Genomic DNA, 19243 nt, shown 5'->3' on the forward strand with positions numbered 1-19243 from the left:
AGGAGAGGAGTTTCACAAAATGAAGTTTGAACAAGAGAAGCTGGCTAAACAGATGATGCGATATGCAGTTTATCTGGCTTCGTTGTTTTTAACCTTCACCCTACTTGTACATGGTCTTGAACAGAAAGATATCTGGATTCCGTCTTTTCTTAGCTGGCTATTTTACCTCTGCGTATGTTGGGGTGTTTATCTTTTGTATTGCATGTATGAACAGTCTTACTCTTATTCAGACTGGATGGTTTCATTCTGTGTTCTATTTTTATTTTTGTTTGTATTGTTAGCTCCACCTCTTTCTACTATAAAAATGGGGTGCTTGGTCTTGGCATACCCACTATTACTCAGTATGACAAGACAGGGAAAGGTCATGCATACAGGAAGTATCATCTATATTGTAGTAGTAATAATTTCACTGTCTTGGCAAGCTTATATGGGCCACGTAGAAAAAGCGTTTTCTGTTATTCTGCCTGTAATGGTATTTGCTATTGTGGGATATTTGCTCGCAATATTATGGTTGCGTTTATTTACCATGCAGGAGCATAGAATGAGAGAGGAGCAGGAACGCAATCATTTAGCTACCTTATATCGAATGCTATACGCTTTTGTGCCAACAGTGGAGCGGAAATCGCAAACTTCCAGTAGACAAATTGAGCAGATGCGTTCCCTTTTAAAAAGAACCATTTCTCTGTTAAAGAGGCCTATCGATGTACAAGACTGGGAGCTACAGTGCCTGTCGCTTATACACTTTGTCAGTAAAATAAAATGGCCGGACTATTTGTTTGAAAAGAAAGAAAAGTTGACTGCTTATGAGTATGAGATGGTTCAGAAGCATTGTATGATAGCAAAGGAACTACTTGATGATTTGCCACAGTATCAACGAATTATTGAAACGATGCGTTATCACCACGAGAGATATGATGGAAGTGGTTATCCAAAGCAATGGAAGGGTGATAAAATTCCTTTGCTTTCTCAGGTTGTTGGGGCTGTTGAAACTTATTTGGCTATGATTGAACCGAGGCCTTACCGAAATGCTTTTAGCACGGAAGAAGCGCTTAAAGAGTTACAATTATTAAAAGATCAATCGTTTCGAGCTGATGTCATTGATGCACTATTTCAAGCAGTAGTAGGTCAGGAGCTAGAGAGAGAGTAGCTCATGGGCATTATTCCTCTTTTTTTCACGTAGAAATCGATAGGTAACCACCTTCGGGACCTTGTAGCCCGTTTTTTTTTGTGTTTATAAGTGAAATTGTTCACAAAGTATGATTTCATCCTCCTTCATGGGTTGTAGATAAAGATCATCCTGTTTATCTGATAAAGTACCTCTCACAGTGGAGGAAAAGATTTTGGGCTTTTCTTACAATAAGAGCAAGAAAAGTAAAGCGGGGAAGGCTGATGCTTATAACAAAAAAACTAAACACATGGGAGATCGTGCTGGACGGCGAGACGTTATTTGTGGAAAAGGATTCAGAGCGCTTAACACATGATGAGATGGTTGAACTTGCGGCTGAGTTACACATTTTGTATCAATATGTCCACATTAATCATTGTTTCATTACGTACCGTCATAGTGAGAACTTGGAAGATGAGGATGAACACACACGATCAAACTGGCATGTATTAATAGCCGGTTTGCATTCCAGTTTAGCTTTGATGCCTATCCTCCTGATACCTTTTTAGTCTCTACATTTCGAAAGGAGGAAGTACCGTAATGATAAAAGGAAAAGGGATAAAAATTATATCCATCCTATCTGTATTGGTCTCCTCCGTAGCTGTGAGTTTAAGCTTTGCTGGGATTGATGTAAAGAATCAGTTAAGTATCTGGTACAACCAGAAGATGAGGGCATCGAGTAACACAATTGAAGAAACAACTGACTCTTATAAGCAAAATAGTAATAACAAAGTGGTAGAAGAAGCAAAGTTCAAAACTGATAAAACCCTTTTCTTGCTGGAACAAGAAATGATTCAAGTGTCCAAAACAGGAGAAAAATCAATTGATGAGTACGTAGACCGTCAGAAAACACGATTGAATCAAAAACAAAACATATTAGAACAGCAAGAATTACCTACGGAGTTCAAACAATTTGTACAACAATCCAATGAGAACATCAAGGAAGAACTAGATAAAGAAACAATTGATTTCCTTCATAAATTTACTTCAGAACAACAGGTGTTTGACAAATAGAAGGGCATTGTTTCCTTAAATCCCCTTTAAAAAAAGACAGGAGATGAAGAGGTTGAAAAAAGTAAAAAGTAAAATCGTGATTGGTGTGTTAGCAGTTGGTCTGATTGGTAGCTTAGGTACTGCATTTGCGGCCGTTGATGTAGGTGGTCAGCTTAAAAATTGGTATGATAAACAATTCGCTGCTTCAGCATCGTCTATTACGAAAGAAGCGGTTAATTACGGAAATGAGAAAAAGGCAATTACAGAAGGTGAGATTAATAAGCTAAAGAATCAGGTTGCTGACCGTGTTAAGCAAGCGGGTACCGAGGAAGCAAATCGTGCCGTCGCTTCAGTAACAGCTGCTAAAAACGATTATTTGAATGCTTTGAGAGGCAAAACGAACGAAATCAAGGGCAATATGCAAAACCAATACAACCAGAAGGTAGAGGGATTAAAGCAGGAAATTAACAAAGCAGCCAATCATACAAAAGTCAATTCGATCGTCGATCTTACGAATAAAGTGAACCAAGCTGGAGAAGCAGGAAAACAAGAGGTAAGAACAAACGTTACTAGTGCACAAGACAAAGCAAAACAAGAACTAACCGGTGCGATTAACGATGCTAAGAACACGATTAATGGTTTAATTCGCGAGAAAGAAGCAAGTTCTAAAGAGGAAACAAAACGCTTTATCGACGAAAAAATAGCCGAAATCCAAAAAGTAGTTGACGAATCAGCTAAATTATTGGAGAAACAAGCGAAGGATGCTATTAAAGATACAGGTGCTAAGGCTGAAAAGGATGCAAAGAATAGCTTGGATCAACTAGTAGCTGATCAATTTAAATAAAAAACTATTATCATACATTGTCAGAGCTTCTGTTGTAAGCTCTGACAATGCCCATTAAGGGGGAAAAGATGTGTTAAGTAGATCAAAAAAAGAAAAGCAACGGCGTAATAAAGTGCGAAAACGAATTTTCCTTGGATTTGTTTCTTTAAGCATGTGTTTTGGTCTAACGATGGGTGTTGCCTATGCTGATGTGGATGTTACGCAATTATTACAAGGATGGTATGCACAAAGTGCCGAGACAGCCAAGCAATCGGTAACTGATGCCCTAAAAACGGAGACGCAAGTACAAAAGGAGCGCTTGAAGGCAGAAATCCAACGAAAACTTCTAGAATCGGCTGAAGATTTAAAGCAATTCACTGTGGAAGAAAGAGCAGCACGACTTACATCTTTAGCAGATTATGCCGGTATCCTAATCGATAATCTGGATATCTCCAATGAAAAGGATAAACGGCAAGTAGAAAGAAAAATGGATGCCATTCTAAGTAGCGCTAAACATGCAATGAAGGACTTGGCGGACAGTTATGAAGCTCCTTCCCTGGAGTTTATTCCAACTCCACCTCCACCACCTGTAAAGGGAGGCACGCCGGTTCCAACGCCAGAAGTACCACCAGTATCTGTACCAAACCCAAGCGAGCCGCAACAGCCAGCACCAGTGCCAAATCCAAGCGAGCCACAACTGCCGGCACCAGTACCAAACCCAAGCGAGCCGCAACAGCCGGCACCAGTACCAAACCCAAGCGAGCCGCAACAGCCAGCACCAGTGCCAAATCCAAGCGAGCCACAACAGCCGGCACCAGTGCCAAATCCAAGTGAGCCGCAACAGCCGGCACCAGTGCCAAATCCAAGTGAGCCACAACAGCCGGCACCAGTGCCAAACCCGAGCGAATCGCAACAGCCGGCACCAGTGCCAAATCCAAGCGAGCCGCAACAGCCGGCACCAGCACCAAACCCGAGCGAATCGCACCAGCCGGCACCTGAACAACATCAGGAAATGCCACCAGATGAGAAGTCAATCCTAACTGTAGAGGGACCTGATCCAAGAGAGAGTCAGGAGCGCCCAGCAGATATTCCAGACCCAACAAACACAGCGCAAGAACCACTCCCAACACCATGATCTATTCATAATGAGAAAACTACCACTCTATAAGAAAAAGGTGTTAAGGATGGAAATGATAAAACTAAAAACAAAAGAAAATGATGACGCACCTAACCAACCTAAAAAGTCATTCCAATCTGAGCTTTTCAGTTGGCTACGTTTTTTTCTGGTATTAGCAGTCGGTTACTTTCTTATGATAAATAGCATTGGTCTTACAAGGGTAGTTGGTCATTCGATGGATCCTACCATGCAGGATGGAAGTATCGTCCTGTTGAATAAAATTCCGACTCATTTTGCAAAGCCAGCTTTTGGTGATGTAGTGGTTATTCATGAGGAAGCGAAGGGGTACGAAATCATAAAAAGAATTATTGGTTTGCCTGGTGATACGGTGAAAATTGAAAAAGGAGTCGTCTATGTGAATGATAGCCCTCTGCCAGAACTATATACGCAAGGCGTATCGGAGGATATAGCTCCACTTACAATTTCTCAGGATCACATGTTTGTGTTAGGAGATAATCGAACATTGGGTGAAAGTATGGATAGCCGTGATCCTAGCATTGGTCAAATACCTATTACAGATATTAAGGGTTATGTTTCCTTATCGCTGTTTCCCTTTTATCGAGTAGCTAAGCCTATAGAATTGTAAAAGAATATAACACACTGTTTTGAAGTATCGATAACGAATACTTGTAGAATCCAGCCTTTGGCATAAGGCTGGATTTTTCTTTTCTTAAACATAATAGTAGCTTGGGCTAGCTATACTAAGAAAGCTAGTCCATTCCCAATTTTTTATAAATAGATTGATAGAAGTAGAAGGAAATCAAGCTTTATTTAATCAGTTTTAGAAAAGATGGCATGGGCTAGACATAGTTTATTCACAAATAAACACTAGCTACAAATTCGACAAAAATTCGCCCTGCATTGTTCACAACATAACGATAGTTTTTAACATAAATGTTGAGTATGTGTGATAAAATTCACACTGTAAGAGAATGATTTATGGTATGAGGGGGGAGTACGATTGGATCTGGATAGTACTATGTTAGCTCGAATACTAACATCCGTGACACTGGGGTTTCATATTATTTTTGCTTCAATGGGTGTAGGTATTCCTTTGGTTATCTCTATTGCCGAGTTTATTGGAATTCGTAAAAAAGACAAAGCTTATCTATTAATGGCACGCCGTTGGACACGAGGATTTACTGTGACAGTAGCAGTTGGGGTAGTGACAGGAACCTGTATCGGGTTACAATTAAGTCTTTTGTGGCCATCATTTATGAAATTGGCCGGAGAAGTAATAGCATTACCGCTGTTTTTAGAAACGTTTATGTTCTTCTTTGAAGCAATTTTCTTAGGCATTTATATTTATACATGGGACCGATTTAAGAATCCGTATCTTCACTGGCTTATCTCTATTCCAGTGATAATTGGTTCCACTGGTTCTGCTTTCTTCATTATGACAGTGAATGCTTTTATGAATACGCCGCAGGGCTTCACCCTAGTGGATGGAGTACTGCGTGATATTCAACCGATGGTAGCGATGTTTAATCCAGCTACACCTTCTAAGGTGGGGCATATGGTCTTTGCTGCTTATGCCACTAGTGCCTATGTGATGGCTGCAATCGCTGCCCTAAGCATACTGAAGGGGAAGACGCATTCCTATCACAAAAAAGCACTTAACCTGTCACTGACACTTGCGTTTATCTTTTCCATGGGGACTGCTGTGTGGGGAGATATCGCTGGTAAATTCCTAGCCGAGTATCAACCTGCGAAGCTAGCGGCAGCAGAATGGCATTTTGAAACCACTGACAAGGCAGAATTTGTGTTTGGTGGTGTTTTGGATAAAGAAAAGCAAGAGGTTAAGTATGCAATTAAGGTACCCTATGCCTTGAGTATTTTAGCGACTAATTCCCCAAATGGCGTAGTGGTGGGGTTAAATGACATTCCCCGCGATGAATGGCCTCCACTGTTTATTCATTATCTGTTTGATAGTATGGCAGCCATTGGCGGATATATGGCATTAGTTCCAGTGCTTTACTTCTTGATTGTAAAAGTACGGAAGCGAGTACCACCTAAATGGATTTTGTGGGCTTCTGCTCTTGGAGCTCCACTCGGATTTTTAGCGATTGAATTTGGCTGGATGTTTGCGGAGATTGGTAGACAACCTTGGATATTAAATGGTTATTTACGAACGATGCATGCAGCGACGACGGCAAATAATGTCGGTGAAATGCTCATTCTTTTCTGCTTGCTGTACGCCTTTCTGGGAACGGTGTGCGCCCTTGTCCTGAAGCGAATGTTCAAAGATAAACCAGTCGAATTGGAACTGGAAAAATAGGACGGGGAGGTAGGAATACATGACGCTTGCACTTCTTGGGATTACCATACTTTGGATTTTCCTGTATGGCTATCTGATCATTGCTTCCATTGACTTTGGAGCGGGATTTTTTGCTTACTATTCTAGACGCCGCAAGAAGGACCACATCGTGAACGGAATTATTCAGCGCTATTTGTCTCCTGTCTGGGAAGTTACAAATGTGTTTTTAATCTTCTTTATTGTGGGGATTGTCGGCTTTTTCCCAGACACAGCTTATTATTACGGCACAGCGTTATTAATCCCCGGTAGTTTAGCTTTAGTGTTGTTGTCATTACGTGGTTCTTTCTATGCATTTGCGCATTACGGGGCTAGAGACAGTACATTTTATTATGGAATTTATGGGATTACGGGCTTGTTGCTTCCTGCTGCTTTATCTACCGTTCTTGTAGCATCAGAGGGTGGATTTATTGTGGAAGAAGGCAATAAGATCCATCTGTTAATGGGTAAAATGCTGGCAACACCTTACACATATGCTGTTATATTACTTGCTTTAGTCAGCGTATTATTTATTAGTGCAACCTTTTTGACCTTTTATGCTAACAAAGCAGGTGACAAGGGCGCGACCAAGATGTTGCACTCTTATGCAATGATCTGGTCTCTTCCAACTATTATTGCTAGCTTGCTTGTGTTTTGGACCATTCAGATTCATAACCCAGAGCATTATGCCAAAATGCTGGAAAACGGCTGGTTTTTCGTCGTATCTTTTATTTGGTTTATGATAGCCACCTTTTTATTGTATAAACGACGAGCGTATGGTTGGGCGTTTATTGCGGTCATGCTACAGTTTTTCTTTGCTTTCTTCGGATATGGTAAAGCGCATTTGCCTTACTTGTTGTATCCCTACATCACAATCACTGATAGTATTAACAGTCCAGAGATGGGGAAAGCACTGGTCATTGGATTCATAGCAGGGCTGTGTTTATTAGTTCCTTCGCTTATTTTGTTGATGAGGCTCTTCTTATTTGACGCTAAATACGTCAAAGGGGACAAGAAAAACTAGTAATTTGTTAACAATTTTTGACAAGAGAAGTACTCCAGCAGTTTGGGGCTGCTTCTCTTTTTTTTCTATAGGGGACATATGATATATTTGAATTATCGTAAAATGAGGAGGATATTATTGATGAGTAATATCGTGAGGGAAATTACACCTGAAGAGGTGTTGACGAAAGTAAAGGAGAAGGCTGCTATTCAAATTATTGATGTGAGAGAACCAGAAGAGTGGGTAGCAGGTCATATTGCAGAAGCGATCTTAATTCCCTTAAATGATGTACCAGCTTCTCTGGACCGATTTGATACTTCCAAAGAAATCATCATGGTATGCCGAAGTGGAGCAAGAAGCTACCATGCTTGTGAATTTTTAAAGCATAATGGAATTGAAGCAGTCAATATGGAAGGCGGCATGCTGGCTTGGCCAGGAGAGATTGCTCGCTAAAGTAAAGTGGGGGAGTAACATGCCGAAACAACAGATGAAATGGTTGGGCTGGCTTGGAGCAATGTTTCTGTTACTCGTCGTAGCAGGTTGTGGTGGCAGCGATAAGAAGGAAGGCACTATCGAATTGCAAGCCACCCAAGATGGTTATCAGGCGAAGCTGGAAATAAAGCCGGGAATAGCTGGAGTTAATACGTACACAGTCACGATTACCAATGACAAAGCGCAAGCGGAATCAGGGCAAGGAGCTGTCTTGCATTTTGAGATGCCTAGCATGGATACTCATGGTAAAAGTGAAAAGGAGTTAAAGAAGCAAAAGGAAACACATTGGCAAGAATCCGGCCCTCATATTATGATGCCTGGCGAATGGCAGAGCACGCTGGAATGGAAAGATGATCAAGGCAAAGTGCACACGTTTCTATACAACTACGAGATAAAAGAGTAGGGGGATAAAAATGGAGGATGTAACAGCAGGGAGCCTCTATCGAAAGTGGTTGCCCATCTTTGGAGTTATTATTATTCTGATCGCTGTAGGCAGTGTTTTGTACAAGAGCTATTTTTCTACGGCTGATATGCCAATTATTAAGAAAGTTCAAGATTTTACGTTGGAGCGTATGGACGGGCAGAATGTCAAACTTTCTGATTCCAATGGTAAAGTCCGCCTCATCTCATTCATTTTTTTACGTTGTCCCGACGTATGTCCGCTTACCACGCAACATATGGTGGATTTACAGAATAAATTAAAAGAAGATGGGATGTATGGAAAAGACATAGAGTTTATTTCGGTCACATTTGATTATGAGAACGATACTCCAGAAGCATTACAGAAATATGCGAAAGCAGTTCAAGCTGATCCAAGCGGCTGGCAATTCCTACGTGGACCAGATGACATTATGAAGCCTATATTGAACGATTTCTGGATCGGGGCAGAGAAGCAAAAAGACGGCTTATATGTACATACCATGAAGACATTCCTGTTAGACAAAAATCAAAATATTCGTCAGATATATGGTATGGCGGATGATATGGACAAAGAAAAGATTTTGCGAGAAATGAAAAAACTAGTCAAAGAGTAAGAGATTCAATAGATGTTGAAGTAGTTCACTATTTCAATTCCTTTAAAATAGCTAGAAAAGAATGTGAAAGCTGCCAAGAGTATATGGCAGCTTTTTTCTTACCCAAAAAGCGCTTCCTTCAAACTTACCTACATAAAACCTTAACAATCCTTAACACTCCTTTTACGTTACGTTCATCCTAGCTTTAAGCTAGGGAGGTAGGATGAGAGTGTAAAAGAAATCAAATGATTGAAGGCGACGAGGGGGATTTCCTTTGAAAAAGATTTCATCCATTCTTATGGCAGGTATGCTATCTGTAGGTTTACTTTTAACTGGCTGCGGAGCGGGAGGCACTTCTAATGCGACAGCACCGGCTACACCAGCACCAGCCAAAACAGAAACGAAAACAGATACAAATACAGCCAGCAGCGGTTCTATCACAGCTGTAGGGTCCACAGCAATGCAGCCGTTAGTAGAGCAAGCAGCTAAGAAATTTATGGAGAAAAATCAGCAAGTGCAAATTCAAGTGCAAGGTGGAGGTAGTGGTACGGGTTTGAGCCAGGTGGCCAATGGTGCATCTACTATCGGAAACTCTGATATTTTTGCGGAAGAAAAGAAAGGAATTCCTGCTGACCAATTGGTAGATCACAAAATTGCTGTAGTAGGTATGGCAGCTGTGGCTCATTCTAAGGCGGGTGTAGATAATCTAACAAAGCAACAATTAATTGATATCTTTACAGGCAAAGTAACGAACTGGAAAGAAGTCGGTGGAGCAGATCAAAAGGTTACATTGGTCAACCGTCCGAAAAACTCTGGTACTCGTGCTACTTTCGTACAATATGCTTTGGATGGTGCAGAGGAAGCTGAAGGTATCACAGAGGATTCTTCCGGTACAGTTCGCAAAATTATTGCTGAAACACCTGGGGCAATCGGATACCTTGGTACTTCATATCTAAATGACACTGTTAAAGCAGTAAAACTAGATGGTGTAGAAGCTACAACAGAAAACATCGTAACGAATAAATATAAAGTGTGGGCTTATCAGCACATGTATACAAAAGGTGAGCCAACTGGTGCGCAAAAAGAGTTCTTGGAATTTATGGCAAGTGACGAAGTACAAACAGGAATCGTACAAGAATTGAAATACATCCCAGCCTCTGCCATGAAGGTGGAAAGAACAGCTAAGGGTGAGATTACACAAAAATAGAGAAACGTGTAGCTCAGAAAAAGGGTAACTAATTAAAGGGGGAGCGTTTAGTGAGCGCTGAGCAAAGAACAACACTGTTACAGCAGGGAACAACAGTAAGAGCGGGGCAAATGAGAAACTCCGCTTCTGCCAAAAAACTTTCCGACCGGTTCCACATCAATAAAAAACATGAATGGGAAGAAAAAGCAGGGAAGCTGATTACAGCTGTCTGTGCGGGATTGTTAGGCCTTCTAACGCTCTCCATCCTCTATTTTATTGCTTCGCGTGGCCTCGCTACCTTTATGGTGGACGGGGTTAGCGTGTCGCAATTTTTTACCGGTACAAAATGGGACCCGGAAGCAGAGCCAGGTCAATTTGGAGCAGTAGCCTTTATACTAGGTTCCTTTGGAGTTACATTGATTGCAACAATGATTGCAGCCCCTTTAGGTATTGGAGCAGCTGTGTATATGACGGAGATTGCTCCCAAGTTTGGTCAAAAGGTATTGAAGCCAGTTATGGAGTTGTTAGTTGGAATTCCATCGGTTGTATACGGATATGTAGGTCTTACCTTGCTTGTTCCGTTTCTTCGCAGTCAATTTGATATTTTAGGATTTAGCTTACTTGCAGGGGGAATTGTTCTAGCAATTATGATCCTGCCCACTGTGACCAGTGTTGCGGCTGATGCAATCGCCACTGTGCCACAGGAATTACGCAATGCCTCGCTAGCGCTAGGTGCTACTCGTTGGCAAACGATTCGCCATGTTGTGCTATATACAGCACGTTCTGGTTGTCTGACAGGTGTTGTTCTTGGTATGGCTCGGGCCTTCGGTGAGGCGTTAGCTGTCCAAATGGTTATCGGAAATACGATGAAGCTACCTGGAGGTTTATTCGATCCGTCGATTACTCTGACAAGTGGTATCACATTAAATATGGGAAATACGATCCCAGGTACTCCTTACCATAATGCGCTTTGGTCCATGTGCTTGGTTCTGTTGGCTATGTCCCTATTGTTTATCTTGGTGGTTCGCTTAATCGGTAGAAAGAAGGGGGCAAAATAATGACTAACAAGCAAAAGGATAAAATTGCCACCCTCCTACTAACTGGAATTGCTATTCTCTTAATTGCTATGTTGATTGGTCTTTTAGGTTTTGTGATCAGCAAAGGGGCAGCAAAATTAAATTGGAATTTTATCACATCCCCGCCTGACATGTTAAACGCAGGTGGAGGAATTGGTCCACAGCTATTTAACTCCCTATATTTATTGGTTTTAACTATGTGCTTCGCTGTTCCTATTGGGCTTGGCGCAGGAATTTACTTGGCTGAATACGCACCTGATCGAAAGTGGGTGCAAATGATTCGTATGTCTATTGAGGTACTTTCTTCCCTGCCGTCCATTGTTGTAGGTATGTTTGGACTGTTGCTTTTTGTTAGTATGACAGGCTGGGGATATTCATTGATCTCTGGTGCGATGGCTCTGACTGTATTTAATCTACCATTAATCGTCCGTATTACAGAGGATGCCTTGCGTTCTGTCCCACAAGACCAGAAGGAAGCCAGCTATGCATTAGGTGTAACGAAATGGAAAACAATTGTTTCGGTCCTATTACCTGCTGCGTTGCCTGGCTTGATTACAGGATTTGTACTTGCTTCTGGGCGCGTATTTGGAGAAGCGGCGGCGTTACTGTTTACAGCGGGTATGACCTCCCCTGATATCCAATTCAATAATTTTGACCCAAGTAGCCCTTCTTCTCCATGGAACGTATTCCGTCCAGCAGAGTCTTTGGCTGTGCACATCTGGAAAATTAATGCGGAAGGTCTCGTTGCAGATGCACGGGAAATTGCGGATGGAGCGGCAGCTATTCTAGTGATCGCAGTTCTACTGTTTAATGGTGGGGCACGTTGGTTTGGCCGTTGGTTGCATAAACGTTTAACCAAAATTGCCGCGTAAGGAAGAGGGGAATCAATCATGCCAATAACAATTGCCCAGAAAACAGCTATTATTGAAGCGGAGAGCTTGTCCGTGTTTTATGGTGATAAACATGCTGTAAAAAATATTAACATCCAAATGGAGCGCAATACAGTAACGGCGCTGATCGGTCCGTCGGGTTGTGGGAAATCTAGCTTTTTACGCACGATTAACCGAATGAACGAAGAGATTAGAGGTTGTCGTGTGACAGGAAGACTTTTGCTAGATGGAGCGGATATTTATGGTTCTTCGGTAAATAAGGAGGGACTTCGTCAATCGGTGGGAATGCTGTTCCAACGTGCGAATCCCTTCCAAAAATCCATCTATGAAAATATTGCATTTGCACCACGATTTCACGGGACGTCAAATAAGGCCGAATTGAACTATATAGTGGAAGAAAGCTTACGAAAGGCTGCACTATGGGATGAAGTGAAGGATCGGTTGAATGATTCCGCCCTAGCTCTGTCTGGTGGTCAGCAGCAACGTCTATGCTTAGCACGAGCAATCGCAATGAAGCCGGGAGTTCTGCTCTTAGATGAGCCGTGTTCAGCGTTAGACCCAATTTCTACTTCGAAGATTGAAGAGCTTATCATCCAGTTGAAACAGGATTATACGATTGTCATTGTGACTCATAATATGCATCAGGCTGTACGAGTAGCAGATGAGACGGCTTTCTTTCTCATGGGAGAGCTAGTGGAGAAAGCTTCAACTAACAATTTATTCAATGATCCGAAGCGAGCAGAAACAGCCGATTATCTTAGTGGCCGTTTTGGTTAAAATAAAGTAATACAAAAGCAAAAACCAGCATGGCTTTTAGTCCTTGCTGGTTTTTTTATATAACAGGAAAGCATAACGATATATGGTGGTTGTAAGGGTACAAATCCGCTTTTTTTGTGATTAGGCATGACAATGGCCTGTTTTTTACGGATTCTTTCTTTTTTTAGTCTGTTTTATAGACAAAATGAGTATACTAATTTTTTAGTGGAAGGAAAGTGAAAGTGTGAAAGCCTTGGGAGAATACAACTATCCATATGAAAATTATGTTACTATAAAAGCAGAGTGCATAGAACGGCCCACATCGTATTTGTAGGAGGTATTTTTTTGAGTGAGGTTAAAATTTTTGGTTTAGGTGGTCTGGGGGAAATTGGTAAAAATATGTATTGCGTGGAGTACGAGGATGAGATTATCATCATCGACTGTGGCGTAAAGTTTCCTGAGACTGAAATGTTTGGGATAGATTTGGTGATACCAGATGTTTCTTACCTAATTGAAAACCAGCACAAGATCAAGGCTATGGTACTTACTCATGGACATGAAGATCATATTGGTGCTATTCCCTATGTGTTAAAACAAATCCAGGCAACGATCTATGGTGGACGCCTGACACTTGGATTAGTAAAGGCTAAGCTTGAAGAGCACCGTATGCAAAATGATGTAAAGATGGTACCTGTGTTTGAAGATACGATTTTACCATTTGAAAATCTCTCTGTTTCTTTCTTCCGTACTAATCATAGTATTCCTGATTCGTTTGGCGTTGCGATTGAAACTCCAGAAGGAACAGTAGTTCACACAGGGGATTTTAAATTTGACCTGACACCAGTAGGACGTCCTACTGAGTTTGGAAAAATTGCCCGCATCGGAAAAAATGGTGTACTAGCCTTGATGTCTGATAGCACCAACAGCGAACGCCCTGGTTTTACAATGTCAGAGCGTATGGTTGGCGATAGCATTATGGATGTTGTTAGCAAAGCACGAGGTCGTATTATCTTGGCGACCTTTGCTTCCAATGTCCATCGTTTGCAACAGGTTGTGGATGCCGCAGTGGCGGATGACCGGAAGATTGCTGTTATCGGTCGAAGCATGGAAAAAGCCTTCATGATTGGACAGGAACTAGGCTATATCCAGGTGCCCGAGGGATGTCAGATTGATATTAAAAACATTGATAATTACTCTGATAACAAGGTATTAATTATTTGTACGGGTAGTCAGGGAGAACCGATGGCGGCGTTAACGCGTATCGCGTCTGGTTCACACCGTTCTGTTCATATCTATCCCGACGATACAGTGATTATCTCTGCGTCGCCAATTCCGGGAAATACGGTCAATGTAAGTCGCATTATTGATAAGTTATATCGTGCTGGGGCTAATGTGGTACAAAACACTGCATTCGATATTCATGCTTCGGGTCATGGTAGTAGTGAAGAATTGCGTCTTATGCTCAGCTTTTTGAGTCCTACATACTTTATTCCAATCCATGGAGAGTATCGGATGCTGAAACAACACGCTAGATTAGCTGAACAGGTGGGCGTAGAGTCTGAGAACATCTTTATTATTGATAATGGGGATGTCGTTTCTTGTACCCGAGAATCAGGGCGTGTGACGAGCAAAGTGACAGCAGGTATCGTCCTTATTGATGGTAGCGGTATTGGAGATGTTGGTAATATCGTGTTACGCGATCGTAAGCATCTTGCAGAGGATGGTTTAATGGTTGTTGTGGTTAGTATCGATATGAAACAATTCAAGCTTTTAACTGGACCAGATATCGTAAGTCGTGGTTTTGTCTATGTTAGGGGTTCTGAATCTCTCATTCAGGAAGCTACTGGTTTAGTCAAACACAAGTTATTGGAAGCTTTAGACCGCAAAGTGAGAGAGTGGTCTGAATTGAAAGCCCAGATTAATCAGGTATTAAAGCCATTCATCTTTGAAAAAACCGGACGTAACCCGATGATTCTTACCATTGTAATGGAAGTGTAATAAATGCAGATCGGCTGTACTCGATTGATACGAGAACAGGTATAATAGAAGAAATGTATGTATGTAAAGGAGAGTTGAACGATTATGATGTCTTATGAAGCATATATGAGCCAAGTTATTCAACCAATGCGAGATGAGCTAACTAATGCTGGATTTGAAGAACTTCGCACAGCAGATGAAGTAGAAGCGACTTTCTCGGAGTTAAAAGGAACTGCATTGGTAGTGGTTAACTCTGTATGCGGCTGTGCAGCAGGATTGGCTCGTCCCGCAGCTATCTATTCGACTCGCCATGAATCCAAGCCAGACCATTTCTACACGGTTTTTGCTGGTCAAGATAAGGAAGCAACTGCTAAAGCTCGCGAGTATTTTGAAGGATACCCACCATCTTCACCATCTTATGCGCTATTGAAGGATGGTAAGCTGGTAGCAATGGTTGAACGCCATCAAATTGAAGGCAATGAACTTGAATCCATTGCGAAGCTCCTAACTGATGCCTTTGATCAACATTGCAAATAGATAGTAGGAAATGTAACGTCCATTCCAAATAGGAATGGACGTTTTTCATTTATGACGTATCCCTGTTGTAATAGGGTATGAGGGAAGATGTGATACGAATGCCTAGAAGGCGTACAGTGGTGCATAGACAACAGCAAAAATACTTTAGGCGCTAAAGGAACCAGCCCCCAGCTTTCCTTCATATGATGGGATGAAAGCAGAGGTGGATATCGACATGGGGGTATTGTCGCTAATGCTGATTTGTTTAGCGATCAGCTTGGATGGTTTTGGCGTTGGGATGTCATACGGTTTACGTAAAATGAAGATGCCGTTTCTTTCTTTTATGGTAATTGGTCTGTGTTCCTTTACCGTCATCTTTGTTTCTATGACAATAGGACAATGGCTTCAATATTGGGTAACGTCTGAACTAAGCTCTAAAATTGGAGCAACCGTACTTATTCTGATTGGTGGTTTAACTTTTTGGAAGATGATGGTAGAAAAACAGAAGCCATCGGATATTCTACCTGTAAAGGAGAAGCCAACATATCGGGAGTTTCGCTGGACGATAAGAATGTTTGGATTAATGATACACATTTTACGTGATCCAGCCAGAGCGGATACAGATCATTCGGGACATATCGTAGGCACGGAAGCGGTCATGCTAGGTTTGGCATTGTCTCTTGATGCGTTTGGTTCTGGAATTAGTTTAACGTTATTGGGGTTTGCACCTCTATTCACCTCTCTATGGGTGGCCTTAACCAGTATTATCTTACTGTGGGCGGGAATAAAGGTGGGACGTCGTTTTTCGTCGGTCGGATGGTTCCAGAGGCTATCATTTCTTCCGGCGATCCTGTTAATAGGTATTGGTCTTTTTAAATGGTGAGGAGACGAACGGAAAGCTTCGGTATCCATTCTCAAGTGAAGGAACCGAAGCTTTTTCGATCAAATGGACTGTCGACTATCACATGGGATTGCTGCTGTAAAAGAGCTTCGTACGTCCGATGTTTTTCATCTTTAAGCTTTTTTCATACTAATCGGCTTGTCTGCATAGATATGAGAATAAGTTGAAGAAGAGCATTGGAGGAGATTGTATTGAAGCCGAATAAACCGTGGTACCAAGTCCCTCTAGCGGAATTACCCAGTATGACAGGCAGTGATGTTCATAACGGTTTAACACAGGAGGAAACGGCTACTCGTAGACAAAAATATGGTAAAAATCAACTTGCTGAGGCCGAAAAAGTTCCACTCTATGTTGTATTTATGAATCAGTTTAAAGATTTTATGGTGGGAGTTCTAGTGGTTGCCACCATCCTTTCCTTTTTCTTAGGGGAGTACCTAGACGCTATCACTATCATTGCTATCATTTTTTTAAATGGCGTATTAGGTTTTATTCAGGAAGCTAAAGCAGAAAGTTCGTTAAACGCTTTAAAAGATATGGCATCTCCTATGGCTCGTGTGATTCGTAGCGGAAACTTGGACATGATACCTGCTACTTTATTGGTCCCAGGGGATCTTATACTTCTTGAAGCAGGTGACCGTGTTCCTGCTGATATGAGACTGGTTAATGCCAATCGGCTGGAGATAGAGGAGTCTACGCTTACTGGAGAATCGATAGCAGTAATGAAAACAGCTAAGGTTATTGAATCAACAGGAGCGGTTCCACTAGGTGACCAGAAAAACGTAGCCTTTATGGGAACTATGGTAGCTGGCGGAACTGGAAAGGGAATTGTTATTGAAATAGGCATGTCTACCGAGATAGGAAAAATTGCGCACTTGATCAATCAAGCTGATAAGTTAGAAACTCCCTTACAGATTAAATTGGAACAGATGGGGAAAACGCTCGTCTGGATTGCACTGATACTCACGATCTTTGTCATTGTAGCAGGGGTTTGGCATGGACAAGAATTAATGACAATGTTTCTCTCAGGGGTCAGCCTCGCTGTAGCTGCTATACCAGAAGGATTGCCTGCAATTGTAACAGTAGCCCTAGCTCTAGGTGTGCAGAGAATGATCAAGAGAAATGCTATCGTTCGCAAGCTTCCCTCCGTCGAAACTCTTGGTTGTGCGTCAGTTATTTGCTCTGATAAAACTGGGACCCTTACTGAAAATAAAATGACAGTAACTCATCTTTGGCATAGCGGAAAAAGCTTTGATGTAACTGGTAATGGCTATGAGCCAAATGGGGAAATTATATGGCAAGGAAATTCAATCAGGGCAACGATAGATCAAGGACTATCCCAAATTTGTCAAATAGCAGAAAAATGCAATAATGCAAAATTAGTAAATGCTCAGCAAAAGGAACGCTCCAAGTTATTTTTATCTAAGAATATTTCGACATGGAATGTAATTGGAGATCCGACTGAGGGAGCCCTACTTACTTTAGCTTACAAGGGATTGAAGGAGGGTAAAAAACAAGACGAGCCTACCATTCGTATTGATGAATTACCATTTGATTCTGAACGTAAAATGATGTCTGTGGTAGAACAATCACCAGATGGGAAAACCGAATTGCTAACCAAAGGAGCTGTCGAGGCTCTGCTACAGCACTCCTCCCACATATACTGGCAAGGGGAGATTGTACCTCTTACAACTGCTCATCGTATCGCAGTTGCTAAGCAGACAGAAGAGATGGCGAGTGGGGCCCTGCGAGTTCTAGGCTTTGCTTACAGGTCACTCCAAAACTATATAACAGGTGAAACACCATCTGCATTAGAAACAAATCTCATATTTGTGGGGATGGTTGGCATGATAGATCCTCCACGTCAAGAAGTAAAGTCTGCTATCCAGTTGTGTCGCCAAGCAGGAATTAAAACAGTGATGATAACAGGAGATCATAAAATAACCGCAGAAGCGATTGGACGTCAGATTGGTCTGTTTCAAGAAGGGAACAGCCATGTGCTGGAAGGAGCCACAATTGATGAGATGACTGAGGAGGAACTGGTGCGAACTGTTGACAAGGTATATGTTTATGCCCGTGTGTCTCCGGAGCATAAGTTGCGTATTGTCAAGGCATTGCAAAGCTGTGGTCATATTGTAGCAATGACAGGTGATGGTGTAAATGATGCACCTGCCATCAAGGCTTCTGATATTGGGATTGCGATGGGAATTACGGGAACAGATGTTACTAAGGAAGCAGCATCTCTGGTATTGCGAGACGATAATTTTGCTACCATTGTTTCTGCTGTAGAAGAAGGGCGAAACATCTATGATAATATACGAAAATTTATTCGTTACTTACTTGCGTCAAATGTAGGAGAGATTTTAGTCATGTTTTTCGCTATGCTAATGGGACTTCCGTTACCATTACTTCCTATTCAAATCCTATGGGTCAATTTGGTAACCGACGGACTACCTGCTATGGCATTAGGGATCGATCCGTCTGAAGGAGACACTATGCGACATAAACCGCGCAAAAAACATGAAAATATTTTTGGCCGTGGATTGGGCTGGAAGATTATTAGTCGGGGTTTTTTAATTGGATTGATGACCCTAGGAGCGTTTGTCGTTGCGTATCATGAAAATCCGAATGACCTAACCCACGCCCAAACGGTAGCGTTCGCTACTTTAGTTCTTGCACAACTCATTCATGTATTTGATTGTCGTAGTGAGCATTCCGTTTTCCACCGCAACCCATTTAGCAACAAGTACTTGGTCTGGGCAGTGTTATCGTCAATGGCTTTAGTACTAGTCGTTATTTACTGGGATGTAATGCAGCCAGTATTTAAAACAACCTATCTCTCGTTACGGGATTGGGCTTTAATCTTTGTCGCAGCAGGAATTCCTACTTTTGTTGCTGGTATGGGGGGAGCTCTGCGTTCTTCACAGCCCAAAGAGGCTTATAAAATCAACTAGTAGAAACGTACTCTCGCCAGTATGCATACAG

General features: G+C 41.9%; 19 protein-coding genes. All 19 read left to right on the forward strand.

Annotated features, from left to right (window positions below; translation table 11 throughout):
* Positions 1-19: 19 nt before the first annotated feature.
* Complete coding sequence (locus ACQV1I_RS01995; RefSeq protein ID WP_116335273.1) at positions 20-1147, forward strand: HD-GYP domain-containing protein; 1128 nt, start codon at positions 20-22, stop codon at positions 1145-1147.
* 242 nt (positions 1148-1389) lie between these two features.
* Positions 1390-1674, forward strand: coding sequence for a hypothetical protein (locus ACQV1I_RS02000; RefSeq protein WP_094701791.1), 285 nt, complete (start codon positions 1390-1392; stop codon positions 1672-1674).
* A 31-nt stretch (positions 1675-1705) separates the two neighbouring features.
* Positions 1706-2179 (forward strand): hypothetical protein, encoded by a 474-nt coding sequence (locus ACQV1I_RS02005; protein WP_094701790.1) that lies wholly within the window; start codon positions 1706-1708, stop codon positions 2177-2179.
* Between the two features lie 43 nt (positions 2180-2222).
* Positions 2223-3002, forward strand: a complete 780-nt coding sequence (locus ACQV1I_RS02010) for an apolipoprotein A1/A4/E family protein (protein WP_236645922.1) — start codon at positions 2223-2225, stop codon at positions 3000-3002.
* Between the two features lie 70 nt (positions 3003-3072).
* Positions 3073-4116 (forward strand): hypothetical protein, encoded by a 1044-nt coding sequence (locus ACQV1I_RS02015; RefSeq protein WP_116335274.1) that lies wholly within the window; start codon positions 3073-3075, stop codon positions 4114-4116.
* Positions 4117-4165: 49 nt separating this feature from the next.
* Positions 4166-4744, forward strand: a complete 579-nt coding sequence (gene lepB / locus ACQV1I_RS02020) for a signal peptidase I (RefSeq protein WP_094701787.1) — start codon at positions 4166-4168, stop codon at positions 4742-4744.
* Between the two features lie 375 nt (positions 4745-5119).
* Positions 5120-6436, forward strand: a complete 1317-nt coding sequence (locus tag ACQV1I_RS02025) for a cytochrome ubiquinol oxidase subunit I (RefSeq protein WP_116335275.1) — start codon at positions 5120-5122, stop codon at positions 6434-6436.
* Between the two features lie 19 nt (positions 6437-6455).
* Positions 6456-7475 carry a cytochrome d ubiquinol oxidase subunit II gene (locus ACQV1I_RS02030; protein ID WP_094701785.1) on the forward strand — a complete coding sequence of 340 codons (1020 nt, stop codon included), beginning with the start codon at positions 6456-6458 and terminating at the stop codon, positions 7473-7475.
* A 120-nt stretch (positions 7476-7595) separates the two neighbouring features.
* Positions 7596-7907: a rhodanese-like domain-containing protein gene (locus ACQV1I_RS02035; RefSeq protein ID WP_018673834.1), complete on the forward strand. Its 312-nt coding sequence runs from the start codon at positions 7596-7598 to the stop codon at positions 7905-7907.
* Between the two features lie 19 nt (positions 7908-7926).
* Positions 7927-8349, forward strand: a complete 423-nt coding sequence (locus tag ACQV1I_RS02040; RefSeq protein WP_116335276.1) for a hypothetical protein — start codon at positions 7927-7929, stop codon at positions 8347-8349.
* 10 nt (positions 8350-8359) lie between these two features.
* Entirely contained in the window at positions 8360-8980 is a 621-nt protein-coding gene (locus tag ACQV1I_RS02045; protein ID WP_094701782.1) for an SCO family protein, read from the forward strand.
* A gap of 253 nt (positions 8981-9233) precedes the next feature.
* Positions 9234-10166: a phosphate ABC transporter substrate-binding protein gene (locus ACQV1I_RS02050; protein WP_094701781.1), complete on the forward strand. Its 933-nt coding sequence runs from the start codon at positions 9234-9236 to the stop codon at positions 10164-10166.
* Between the two features lie 50 nt (positions 10167-10216).
* Complete coding sequence (gene pstC / locus ACQV1I_RS02055) at positions 10217-11203, forward strand: phosphate ABC transporter permease subunit PstC (RefSeq protein ID WP_094701780.1); 987 nt, start codon at positions 10217-10219, stop codon at positions 11201-11203.
* Positions 11203-12093, forward strand: coding sequence for a phosphate ABC transporter permease PstA (pstA, locus tag ACQV1I_RS02060; RefSeq protein WP_116335277.1), 891 nt, complete (start codon positions 11203-11205; stop codon positions 12091-12093). Before pstC ends, pstA begins: the two co-directional genes overlap by 1 nt.
* A gap of 18 nt (positions 12094-12111) precedes the next feature.
* On the forward strand, positions 12112-12888 hold the full coding sequence (pstB, locus tag ACQV1I_RS02065) for a phosphate ABC transporter ATP-binding protein PstB (RefSeq protein WP_094701778.1): 777 nt from the start codon (positions 12112-12114) through the stop codon (positions 12886-12888).
* 324 nt (positions 12889-13212) lie between these two features.
* Positions 13213-14865 (forward strand): ribonuclease J1, encoded by a 1653-nt coding sequence (rnjA, locus tag ACQV1I_RS02070; RefSeq protein WP_116335278.1) that lies wholly within the window; start codon positions 13213-13215, stop codon positions 14863-14865.
* A gap of 84 nt (positions 14866-14949) precedes the next feature.
* Positions 14950-15381, forward strand: a complete 432-nt coding sequence (locus ACQV1I_RS02075; protein WP_018673826.1) for a BrxA/BrxB family bacilliredoxin — start codon at positions 14950-14952, stop codon at positions 15379-15381.
* A gap of 214 nt (positions 15382-15595) precedes the next feature.
* Positions 15596-16243 (forward strand): sporulation membrane protein YtaF, encoded by a 648-nt coding sequence (gene ytaF / locus ACQV1I_RS02080; protein ID WP_116335279.1) that lies wholly within the window; start codon positions 15596-15598, stop codon positions 16241-16243.
* Between the two features lie 260 nt (positions 16244-16503).
* A complete protein-coding gene (locus tag ACQV1I_RS02085) occupies positions 16504-19212 on the forward strand; it encodes a calcium-translocating P-type ATPase, SERCA-type (protein WP_236645927.1) in 2709 nt (902 codons plus the stop codon).
* Positions 19213-19243 lie beyond the last annotated feature (31 nt).

It is taken from the genome of Brevibacillus sp. JB24b (assembly GCF_051713385.1).
Lineage (GTDB): Bacteria > Bacillota > Bacilli > Brevibacillales > Brevibacillaceae > Brevibacillus_B > Brevibacillus_B laterosporus.

Excerpts from the sequence above, each read along its gene's own strand:
- ACQV1I_RS02005 (WP_094701790.1), top strand. The coding sequence starts at position 1,706 with ATGATAAAAGGAAAAGGGATAAAAATTATATCCATCCTATCTGTATTG.
- ACQV1I_RS01995 (WP_116335273.1), top strand. The coding sequence starts at position 20 with ATGAAGTTTGAACAAGAGAAGCTGGCTAAACAGATGATGCGATATGCA.
- ACQV1I_RS02085 (WP_236645927.1), top strand. The coding sequence starts at position 16,504 with ATGACAGGCAGTGATGTTCATAACGGTTTAACACAGGAGGAAACGGCT.
- ACQV1I_RS02075 (WP_018673826.1), top strand. The coding sequence starts at position 14,950 with ATGATGTCTTATGAAGCATATATGAGCCAAGTTATTCAACCAATGCGA.
- ACQV1I_RS02035 (WP_018673834.1), top strand. The coding sequence starts at position 7,596 with ATGAGTAATATCGTGAGGGAAATTACACCTGAAGAGGTGTTGACGAAA.
- ACQV1I_RS02000 (WP_094701791.1), top strand. The coding sequence starts at position 1,390 with ATGCTTATAACAAAAAAACTAAACACATGGGAGATCGTGCTGGACGGC.
- pstB (WP_094701778.1), top strand. The coding sequence starts at position 12,112 with ATGCCAATAACAATTGCCCAGAAAACAGCTATTATTGAAGCGGAGAGC.
- ytaF (WP_116335279.1), top strand. The coding sequence starts at position 15,596 with ATGGGGGTATTGTCGCTAATGCTGATTTGTTTAGCGATCAGCTTGGAT.
- lepB (WP_094701787.1), top strand. The coding sequence starts at position 4,166 with ATGGAAATGATAAAACTAAAAACAAAAGAAAATGATGACGCACCTAAC.
- ACQV1I_RS02030 (WP_094701785.1), top strand. The coding sequence starts at position 6,456 with ATGACGCTTGCACTTCTTGGGATTACCATACTTTGGATTTTCCTGTAT.
- ACQV1I_RS02040 (WP_116335276.1), top strand. The coding sequence starts at position 7,927 with ATGCCGAAACAACAGATGAAATGGTTGGGCTGGCTTGGAGCAATGTTT.
- pstA (WP_116335277.1), top strand. The coding sequence starts at position 11,203 with ATGACTAACAAGCAAAAGGATAAAATTGCCACCCTCCTACTAACTGGA.
- ACQV1I_RS02045 (WP_094701782.1), top strand. The coding sequence starts at position 8,360 with ATGGAGGATGTAACAGCAGGGAGCCTCTATCGAAAGTGGTTGCCCATC.
- ACQV1I_RS02010 (WP_236645922.1), top strand. The coding sequence starts at position 2,223 with ATGAAGAGGTTGAAAAAAGTAAAAAGTAAAATCGTGATTGGTGTGTTA.